Below are 9,717 nucleotides of genomic sequence, written 5' to 3'. Positions count from 1 at the left end.
ACATAAAATAAAGATGTAGAGTGAAATCAAGTTAGAGACGGCAAGGCAAATGGAGGGGATTGGGTTTGTTAAACCTATCGGATCGGATTCAAGGTGGAATGTGGGGATTGTTGGTCGGCGATGCGCTGGGCGTACCGTATGAATTTCATCCTGCGAAGCGGATACCGGCTTATGAGGCCATTGAGATGGATCCACCCGCAGGGTACGACCGGACATACCCATGGCTAAAGGCAGGTACGTGGTCAGACGATGGGGCACAGGCCCTGTGCTTGTTGGACTCACTATTGGCAAACGGACAGTTTAATCTGAATGACTTCGCCAATCGCATTGTGTCTTGGAAAGACAATGGACTCTGGGCTGTCGATAGACACGTGTTCGACTGCGGCATACAGACGGCGTCGGCGATTGATAAGCTTCGCTCAGGGAGTTCCCCAACACGGTCAGGATTCGTGAACCCAGACGGCAAAGGGAATGGCTCCTTAATGCGGGTGCTGCCGCTCGCCCTGTGGCATCAGGGACAGGATGAAGAACTGATTGAAGACGCCCATCTGCAGTCTGTCGTCACGCATGGCCACGTCACGAATCAGGTCTGCTGTGCGCTCTATTGCCTGTGGGCCAGGAGACTGCTTCAAGGTGAGGGTACAGAGGCGGCCTATCAGAATGCGGTCACCGTACTTCGCGAGCACTACAGGGATAGGCCTGAGTATCACAATGCCCTTGAGACGGAGATTTGTCCCGATAAAGAACCGGAGAGTAACGGCAGTGGGTACGTCGTCTCAACCCTGCACGCAGCCCGTGTGGCCTTGAGGGAGCAAAGCTACGAAGCCGTGGTGAAGAAAGCCATCAGCCTTGGCAACGACACGGATACGAATTCGGCTGTCGCCGGTGGATTGGCCGGGATTCGAGAAGGAATGGAGGCCATTCCGAGTCGCTGGATCGGCATGATGAGAGGTAAGGATCTGGCCGAACCGTTGATTGCAAGATTGCTCGACGGCCGGGTGTAGGTGGGCGCATCGAGTTCGACTGGTCACAAACCTAGATGGTAGAGCTTACTCCGCCCCCCAAAATGCTCAGCCTCACTCGACGAATGCTCATTCAATTCCGTGGCGACGCTAATCCTCTCCAGCCGCCAACAGCCTGTTCCATCTCCTCTGCCAAATCAAGGAGATAGTCGTCTTCCCCGGAGAGGCCAACCAGTTGAATGCCAACGGGCATGCCGGTGGAATCAAAGTCACCCGGAAGTGAAATGGCCGGAAAGCCGAGGACATTCCACGGCGTCGTTAGATACGTGAGGGCTTCCCAAACGGGCAGTGTGCCATTCGCAAGCTCTACGTTTACCACACCTGCCTCCGGTATCGGGCAGAGCAGTGTTGGCATCAGCAGTCCATCAAACCCGGCCAACTTTGCGGCGTATTCCTGTATCTTCCGAAGACGGGTTTGCTGAGCCGTCACATAATCCAAGGCCGAAAACTGTTTTCCAGGATCTAGCCGTGCCGCGAGGTCGCCTTTCAACAGCGAACGACCGGGACCCTCAAGGACATCTTGGTGAAACGCGTAGGCTTCCGGCAGGCGGATGTGCAACTGCAGGGACTTCCAGAGTGAAAATGGATCAAGGTCAATCTCCGAGATGTCCCATCCCTGTGCCCTGAGCTTATCCACCGCAGCCTGAAACACAGACATGGTTTCCGGACGAATTGTCTCCCGGAAATATGACCAAGGGATGGCCAGTCTCCGCTCTCCAGGCGGCTTTTCACGAAAGCGAGCGACTCCACTCGTGGTCAACTCGTTTGCATCAAAGCCCTGGAGCAGGTTGTACAGGAGCCTTGCGTCGGCAACGGATCGGGTGAGGACGCCAACGTGATCGAACGTTGTACTCAATGGCATGACCCCGTGTTTGGAGATGCGTCCCACACTCGGCTTGAACCCTACGATATTGCAGCAGGCCGCCGGGATGCGCACAGAACCCCCGGTGTCGGTGCCAAGTGCCGCAAAGGTCATTCCGGCAGCGACAGCAGCAGCGGATCCACCGCTCGATCCACCCGGGATATGGCTCAGTCCCCAAGGGTTCCGGGTGGGCTCGGTGACGACGCCAAACGCCAACTCCTGCGTGTTCGTCTTGCCGGTGATGAACGCACCCGCCGCACGGAGCTTTGCAACGACGGTTGCGTCTTCAGAGGGGATATACCGATATGCGTCCGATCCGCCAGTGGTCGGCATCCCGGCCACGTCAATCATGTCTTTGACGCCAATTGGCACACCGGAGAGCGGGCGCTCCGGGTGCCAGGGCTGTGGCGTGACGTCGGTCTCTTCCAAGAACCCTAGGTCGTGGTGTAAAAAGGCTGCCACTTGTGGTTCAGAGGCCTCAAACCTCTGTGCAGCGAACTGGCGTAATGCCGTCGTGGTCAATTCACCAGATCGGACCATTTTCAGCAAATCAACGAGCGAAGACTGTTGTAACAGTTGTTCCTCCAGGGTAGCCCCCATCGCTGATACCCCCTCTCAGTAGCATGGATGAAATTATAGGGCTGGGATGAACGTCCCTAGACCGAACACGACAAGACCGATGAAGAATGCCACGACGGTGAACCCCATCATGTCGCGAACCCCGAGTTTTCCGGTTTCGACAAGGACATGGGCTTGTCGATTGTCGACATGGTATCCCTAGGGAAATTATTAATATATTTAATATTTCTGTCAATAAGTAAGTGATTTGAATTATATAAACAGATAAATTAATGTGCTGTTCGTTTTGTTCCGATGGTGACGTCGACGGATGATAAAGGTTGGCAATGTTCCGTAGCCGTAACCGTGAGATCTCCCGCTCATGTGGGGCGCTTGGCAAATGGCCGGTAATCTACGGTCTTCGCCACAATTCGGCTGTTTTTGATGAGATGTTTATCTGACACTTTCCACGTATGACCAATGTTGTTTTGTCTTCTTACGCTCACGAAGTTGTACCGACTCGTGGAGTAAACCTTAAATCCATGCGCTCTGCACCGTTGTTGGAAGCGAATATCTTCACCGACGGAGGCATTCGGGAATTTGGCGAACTGAAACACTGACTTCTTGAATGTGATTGTGGCGCCTGCAACACGATTGATATATCGGTTTTCCCTTTTGGGATACAGCCGCAGCAACAGTTTGCGGTGTTGCAGATAGGTATATATCGCCATTTTGCCGACTACGTCAGCGTTGGTACGTCGAAAAGCCCGCATGATCTCTGAGAGGTATCGCGGCGCATAGTAGTCGTCATCATCAAACTTCGAAACATACTTGTACTTTGTTTTATTGACGGCAAAATTGAGGCACTTGCCAAGTGACCAGTCCTGCGGTACTTGATAGACGGAGACATTCTTGTAGAGTTTTGCTGTTCGTCTATATTGAGCTAGACTTAATTGGTCATTGTTTAAAATAACGATGAGTTCTCGTTTTGGCCACATTTGCCTGTTGTAGTTATCGAGTAAATTTCCTAAATAACCAGGTCTCTTTGTACAAGTAATAATGGAAACCCCGTCGGAAAGCAGCCCATTATTCTTCATGTTTTTCCTCCTGCGCTCACTTGTGCCTGTGACGTGGTCTTGTTGCATAAGGTACGTAATCTAAAGTTGACCCAATAACTTTGCCGGTACGGATTAAATATTGATCGGTCGTAATCCAGGTGTGATTCTTTGGGTCTTTCCTTCTGTTGACAACAAAGTTATAACGGTCGGATGAGTAAATCCTGAACCCCCTCGAACGGCATGCGTGCAAGAATCGCAGGTCCTCTCCCAAGGAGACATCGGCAAAAGGTACGGTTTGAAACACCTTTCTCTTTGCAAAGATTGTGCCTCCTGCAATCAGTTGGACAAATTGGTTCTCCCGATTGGGAAACCGCAACACGAGCAAATGTCTGTGTTCCAAATACGTATAAATCGTGCGCTTCCCAACGACATCCGCGTTGGTCTTTGCAAATTCGCGCATCGTGTCCCTTACGTATCGAGGGGCATAATAGTCGTCATCATCAAATTTAGCTATAAATGGATATTTGGTCTTCTTGACGGCGAAGTTTAGGCACTTGCCCAAGGATACCTTTTCAGGCAGACGGTACACGGACACACCTGTGTAACGGCTTGCACGGCGGAGATAAGGAGCGAGGTTCACATTATCCTTGTTGACAACAATAACGAGCTCCTTGGCCTTCCAAATCTGTCGGTTGTAATTGGCGAAGATATTGTCTATGAACTGAGGCTTGTTCGTACACGTTATGATGGAGACTCCTAAATCGTTAGACGTTTTCCTCATTGTCCCGACCTCTGTCCCTCCGTTATCTGCCGTTATCTACGGTTATCTGCAAAACAATACGTCGTTCAAATCGTTCTGATGGTGTTTTGGCACGCCTTAGTTTATGGCTGTACACATGAAGCGTACCGGCACACACCTTGTGTTCACGTCTAGTTGTTATGTATGAAGGCGTGATGTGCTTTCGTCAAATGGGCAGATGGGGCGCAGAGAAGAGATCCATCGGCTTACTCATGGAGCGGCGGGGAGAGAATCAGCTCACGAGCAGGGGGCCTTGCTTGACCGGCAACGAGCTCATGAGCAGGCTGCCCTTGCTTCACGGACACCAAATCACGGCCCATACTCCTGTTGGATTTGCTTCAAATCGTTCATTAAGCGAGAGCCAAACTGAGATGCATACTCACTGTAAACGGGTTGTAGTGCCGTCAGCCATGTCTGCTTTTCAGATGATGTCAGTGTTAGAATCTCCATGTGGGTTTGTGTGTTTTCCAAGGCTTGTAATTGTTCCTGGTTGACCTGGAGCGCTTTCTGGCGTTCCCAAACGGTGGTTTCGTTCATGGCCTGCTGAATCTCCTGGCGAATATCTGGAGGCAACTGGGCCCAAAACTGTTTGTTCATCAACACTGCATAGCCGAGGTATGAGATGTTGGCAATGGTCATGTACTGCTGTACTTGGTAGAGTTTCTGCGTGTAAATATTGGAAGCTGAATTTTCTTCCCCATCTGCAGCGTGCGTGGCCAATGCACTATACAGCTGGTTGAACGGTAGTGCTGAAGCCGTCGCCCCGAGTTGACGAAACTCTGCTTCACTCACGTCACTGGTTTCCGTTCGGAATTTTAGCCCCGCGAGGTCTGTCGGTTGGACAAGCGGGCGTTTGTCGTTTGTGAGCTGTCTGAACCCGTTTTTCCACAAGGCGAGTCCCACCATGTTGCGTGATGACAATGTTTGCAGAAGCTGTTTTCCAATGTCTCCATTGAATGCAGCGGAGACAGCGTTTTCGTTGGCGAATGCGAAAGGGAGGTCCATGATGGACCACTGCGGGATTTGAGCCGACACGATGGAGAAGGAGGGAGCGCACATCTGGATGTTCCCGCGCTCCAACGCGTCAATCTCGTCAAACTCGTTGTAGAGTGATCCGTCGGGGAACAGTTCCACCTTCACGCGACCGTGCGTGTTCTGACTGACGAGTTGTGCGAACTTCTGGGCAGCGAGGCCCTTCGGTGTATTTTCGGTTGTGACATAAGCGAATTTGATGATAATTTGACGGTCTAGCCCTTGCTGCTCGTAATCGTAAGGTAATGCTGCCGGTGACAACACATTTGGAAATGCGACGATGACCGCCGTCAGCAGGCCGAAGACGACAAACGCGATGATACCGAGAATTGACTTCATGGAAGAACTCCCTATTGAGAGAATTGATGTGTATGATGGTAGAGAGTCATGTTGGTAGAATGTAAGAGCGATTCCAATGTTTTGATGTAAATCTTTTTATGGATGTCAAAATATAAAGTAAATCAGTTACGTCATCAGCGCAAGCTGTATTTTCACCTCTGTTGGTAAGGGGTTTTCATAGGGTATGCTGCGCAGAGTGTCCATTAAATGGAAAATTACGCTGCTCTCGTTCGGGATCGTGCTGTTTTGTGCCATGATCGGAGAAATTCTGTTCATGGGTACGTTGCGACGTATCTCCGACGACGAGTTGGGTCAGCAGCTTCTGACGACGGCCCGCACTGTGGCCCAAATGCCGGCCATCATCGAGGAGTTAGAGAACCCACAGACGAATGGGCAGTTTGAACGGGCGGTCGAAGACATTCAGGTCGTCGATGGGGTGGACTATATCGTCGTCATGGACATGCATCGAAGGATCCTGACCGATCCGCTGCAACAAACCATCGGCACGATTTCGAGGACTTCAGATGAAGGTCCGGCGTTTGCTGAACATACGTACCTTTCCAAGGCCCAGGGCGATCTCGGTGTTGCCATGCGGGCGTTTGTCCCCATCATGAGCAACAGCAACAGCACGCAAGTCGGCGTGGTTCTTGTTGGGAAGGTACTGCCCAGCCTGTGGGAAATCGTACTGACCAACCGCACGCAGATTCTCGTTACGCTCTTGTTGTCATCCTTCTTCGGGGTTCTCGGTTCATTCTTTTTGGCGCGTCAGATGAAAAAGGAAATGTTCGATATGGAGCCGTTCGAAATTGCGAGACTGCTGCTCGAACGCACCGCCACTGTGAACGCTATGCACGAGGGTATCATTGCTGTGGACACACGTGGACGCATCACCATCATTAATGACAAATCCAGGGAGATTCTCGAGATTGCGGACAGAGACGACCTGATTGGCACGCAGATTGGTGAAACCGGCATTGACGACCGGATCATCGACATTCTGACGTTCCCAGAGGACGTGTTTAATCAGGAACTTCACGTCGGCACCGTTACGATTTTATACAGCAGGGTAGCTGTGCGACTGGATGGGCGTGTGGTTGGCTCAATCATGATTTTCCAGGACCGGACTGATGTGGCGAAACTGGCTGAGGAGTTGACCGGTGTCCAGGCCTTCGTCGATGCGCTTCGGGTCCAGAACCACGAATTCCTGAACAAGCTTCATACCATCGGCGGCCTGGTAGAACTGGACGATCGGGAGAAGGTCCTCGAGTATATCTGGGAGATAAGTGAGCAACGGGAAGAACTGACTCGGTTCTTAAGCAGCCGCATCCACGATCCACACATAACGGGATTGTTGTTGGCGAAGGTGAACCGCGGGTACGAATTGGGCGTAGATGTGATGATTGACCAGAACACCAAGCTTTCCCAACTGCCGGGTGTACTCGACCGGCATGACCTAGTCACACTTATTGGCAACCTGATAGAAAACGGGTTTGATGCGCTGAAAGATATCGAGAGAAAACAGCTGTTTTTTAAACTCGTCCAGGATGACGAGGCCTTTACATTGATGGTGCAGGACAACGGTTGTGGGATGAGCGAAAACGTAAAGGAGCAGATCTTTGTCCGAGGGTTCACGACGAAACCGGGGGCTGCGCATGGCTATGGCATGTCACTGGTGCAATCCATTGTCGACAAGTCGATGGGTCATATTCATCTTGAGTCAGTGTCTGGCAGGGGGACCCGGATTACCATTACCATCCCGATGGCTATGAGTTCCAGTTCGCAAGTGAGCGGAATTTAGGGTGACAGCGAGACAAGGGGGATTTAGATGGCAGGGAGACGGGACCTTAGCGTGATAGTCGTCGAGGATGATTTTCGAATCAATCAAATCCATCAGCGGTACGTCAGTTCCGTTGACGGCTTTACCGTCGTTGGCACGGCCAAAACGGCTGCGGAGACGCTCCGGTTGTTACAGCAGTGCGAGCCGTACACGCCAGACTTGCTCCTGTTGGACGTGTATTTGCCGGACCATTCCGGCGTCGAACTTTTGAGTGAGATCCGCTCGCTGAAGTATTCCTGCGATGTCATCATGGTTACTGCTGCAAAGGAACTTGACGTGGTGGAGACGGGGTTCCGGCAAGGGATCTTCGATTATCTGGTCAAGCCTTTCACACTGGATACCCTTGGTGTTACTCTGCGAAAGTATGCGCAGTACAAGGCCCAGTTGGAGGCGAGCGGCCCTGTCGATCAGGCCGTCATCGACAGCCTGAAGAAAATTCGAGCTACACAATTGGTGAAGCACCCGAGTCAGGAGTCAGGGATTGATGAACGGACGCTCGAGCGCATCGCACAAACTCTGTCCGCACTCGAATCTGCCCGCACGGCAGACGAGATCGCACGGGAAGCGGGGGTCAGCCGGTCGACAGCCCGCACATATCTCGACTACATGGTCGAAAAGGGCCTAGCCGAAGAGTGGCTCTCTTACGGCAGTGTGGGGCGCCCTCGGAGAATGTTTCAAAAACCATCGAGGCTCTAGTGATCTGAAAATGTGACTAACTCTTGTTGTCAATATCGCCAAAAAGAACTAAATAAACAAAATCGTCAGTTTCATCACAAACCTATCATCCCCGCTGGTTTTCAGTATCATCGAAAATATCGAACTATGGCAGTGGTTCAGAGTTATGACAGAGATGCTAGAAAACGCTGTCATCGATTCTAGAGGGGGTTGTTATGGATATGAAAAACAAAGTTCTTGTCAGCGTTGTTTCAGCAGTGGGACTCGCAGCCCTAGTGGCAGGCTGTGGTACAGTCAGCGGCGCTTCAGGGAGCAACGGGTCATCATCGAGTAATGTAATTACAATCGGTACACTTTACGCGTCGACAGGATCTTATGCTACCTCGTCGATGCCGGAATACGCTGGTTTAACATTTTGGGCCAACCAAGTGAATGCACAGGGCGGCGTGACGCTCTCGAATGGAAAAAAGGAAAAAGTAAAGATTGTTTCGATGGATGACCAGAGCAACGCAACAACCGCAACGACTGAATACAATCAGCTTATCACACAAGATAAGGTAAACGTCCTTGTCACGGACTTTGGCTCGGTCTTGACCGCACCTGCTGTGCCGATAGCCCAGGAACACAAGGTGGTCCTGTTTGACCAATCCGGGACGGGTTCAAACTTCTTCACACCTACGAACAAGTACATCGTCTTGACGTCCTTGCAAGAATCCACCCTCTGGGCAGATTCGCTCGCTCAGGATTTGATTAAAAACAACACGAAAAATATCGCGATTGTCTACGCCGATAACGACTTCGACGGCACGCAGAATAACACCGTCGTTTCGCAATTGGCAAAGGCGGGAATTAAGCCGATGATAGACGAATCAGTACCAACGAGCACCTCGAACTACACCACGATCGTTCATAACATCGATCAGAAAAATCCAGGTGCCATCATTGAACTTGGCTATCAGCCGAACGACACGGCGTTCTTGCAAGCTTATAAGGCTTCTGGCGTGAAAGTGCCGATTGTGTTCACCATTTTCCCAGGTCAGCTGCCTGCCATCTTTGAAAGTCAGTTTGGCGCCTCTGGACTTGCGGGCGTATCGACTTATCCGACGCCGCCGTTCATTAACGTGCAAAATGTGAATTACGGCATGAACCTGACACAGTTTGAATCCGCCTTTAAGTCAGCAGAAAGTTCACTGCCAGGTCATCCTACGGGTCCCATTAACTTCCTCGACGTGGCAGGTTACAATACCGGGCTTATCATTCAACACACACTTGAGAGTGCAAAGAGTTTGAGTCAGTCAAACCTCCGTGCCGCGGTGGATACCTTCTCTGGCAAGATTACAACGCTCGACGGCAACTTCCAAATTAATTCGGAAGGTGCACAAGTTGGCGAAGCACTTCCGACCGGTCACTTTGTTTACCAAAACGGAAAACTCAGTATGGTCGTTGACGCCAACTAAGCTCACTTTTCTACCGACGGTGGCTGTCTAAAGCAGCCACCGTTTTTTAAGGGAGGGATTCAACATTTTATACGCGAT

Annotated in this window: 8 protein-coding genes; 4 read left to right on the top strand and 4 right to left on the bottom strand. The window is 51.2% G+C overall.

Annotated features, from left to right (window positions below; genetic code table 11):
• Positions 1–65 precede the first annotated feature (65 nt).
• Entirely contained in the window at positions 66–1,004 is a 939-nt protein-coding gene (locus tag AN477_RS03785) for an ADP-ribosylglycohydrolase family protein (protein WP_054967848.1), read from the top strand.
• Between the two features lie 91 nt (positions 1,005–1,095).
• Here the strand turns inward: AN477_RS03785 and AN477_RS03780 are convergent, their stop codons facing one another.
• From AN477_RS03780 to AN477_RS03765, 4 genes are all read right to left on the bottom strand, one after another.
• Positions 1,096–2,484, bottom strand: a complete 1,389-nt coding sequence (locus tag AN477_RS03780; protein ID WP_054967847.1) for an amidase — start codon at positions 2,482–2,484, stop codon at positions 1,096–1,098.
• 338 nt (positions 2,485–2,822) lie between these two features.
• Positions 2,823–3,539, bottom strand: coding sequence for a glycosyltransferase family 2 protein (locus tag AN477_RS03775; RefSeq protein ID WP_054967846.1), 717 nt, complete (start codon positions 3,537–3,539; stop codon positions 2,823–2,825).
• A 16-nt stretch (positions 3,540–3,555) separates the two neighbouring features.
• The gene (locus AN477_RS03770; protein ID WP_054967845.1) at positions 3,556–4,281 is read right to left on the bottom strand and encodes a glycosyltransferase family 2 protein; all 726 of its coding nucleotides are present in this window, start codon (positions 4,279–4,281) and stop codon (positions 3,556–3,558) included.
• A gap of 327 nt (positions 4,282–4,608) precedes the next feature.
• Positions 4,609–5,670, bottom strand: coding sequence for a DctP family TRAP transporter solute-binding subunit (locus AN477_RS03765; RefSeq protein WP_054967844.1), 1,062 nt, complete (start codon positions 5,668–5,670; stop codon positions 4,609–4,611).
• 184 nt (positions 5,671–5,854) lie between these two features.
• Here AN477_RS03765 and AN477_RS03760 point away from each other — a divergent pair, with 184 nt between their 5' ends.
• The 3 genes from AN477_RS03760 to AN477_RS03750 all read left to right on the top strand — a co-directional run bounded on the left by AN477_RS03760 (position 5,855) and on the right by AN477_RS03750 (position 9,639).
• Positions 5,855–7,468, top strand: a complete 1,614-nt coding sequence (locus AN477_RS03760; RefSeq protein WP_054967843.1) for an ATP-binding protein — start codon at positions 5,855–5,857, stop codon at positions 7,466–7,468.
• Between the two features lie 27 nt (positions 7,469–7,495).
• Positions 7,496–8,203, top strand: a complete 708-nt coding sequence (locus AN477_RS03755) for a response regulator (RefSeq protein WP_054967842.1) — start codon at positions 7,496–7,498, stop codon at positions 8,201–8,203.
• A 200-nt stretch (positions 8,204–8,403) separates the two neighbouring features.
• Positions 8,404–9,639: an ABC transporter substrate-binding protein gene (locus AN477_RS03750; RefSeq protein ID WP_211265948.1), complete on the top strand. Its 1,236-nt coding sequence runs from the start codon at positions 8,404–8,406 to the stop codon at positions 9,637–9,639.
• Positions 9,640–9,717 lie beyond the last annotated feature (78 nt).

Source organism: Paenalicyclobacillus ferrooxydans (assembly GCF_001399675.1).
GTDB lineage: Bacteria > Bacillota > Bacilli > Alicyclobacillales > Alicyclobacillaceae > Alicyclobacillus_B > Alicyclobacillus_B ferrooxydans.
This window is presented reverse-complemented; position numbering and strand designations above follow the sequence as displayed.

What these genes read in the sequence shown, in the direction of transcription:
- AN477_RS03765 (WP_054967844.1), bottom strand. Translation starts at nt 5,670, where the DNA reads ATGAAGTCAATTCTCGGTATCATCGCGTTTGTCGTCTTCGGCCTGCTG.
- AN477_RS03750 (WP_211265948.1), top strand. Translation starts at nt 8,404, where the DNA reads ATGAAAAACAAAGTTCTTGTCAGCGTTGTTTCAGCAGTGGGACTCGCA.
- AN477_RS03775 (WP_054967846.1), bottom strand. Translation starts at nt 3,539, where the DNA reads ATGAAGAATAATGGGCTGCTTTCCGACGGGGTTTCCATTATTACTTGT.
- AN477_RS03780 (WP_054967847.1), bottom strand. Translation starts at nt 2,484, where the DNA reads ATGGGGGCTACCCTGGAGGAACAACTGTTACAACAGTCTTCGCTCGTT.
- AN477_RS03770 (WP_054967845.1), bottom strand. Translation starts at nt 4,281, where the DNA reads ATGAGGAAAACGTCTAACGATTTAGGAGTCTCCATCATAACGTGTACG.
- AN477_RS03760 (WP_054967843.1), top strand. Translation starts at nt 5,855, where the DNA reads ATGCTGCGCAGAGTGTCCATTAAATGGAAAATTACGCTGCTCTCGTTC.
- AN477_RS03755 (WP_054967842.1), top strand. Translation starts at nt 7,496, where the DNA reads ATGGCAGGGAGACGGGACCTTAGCGTGATAGTCGTCGAGGATGATTTT.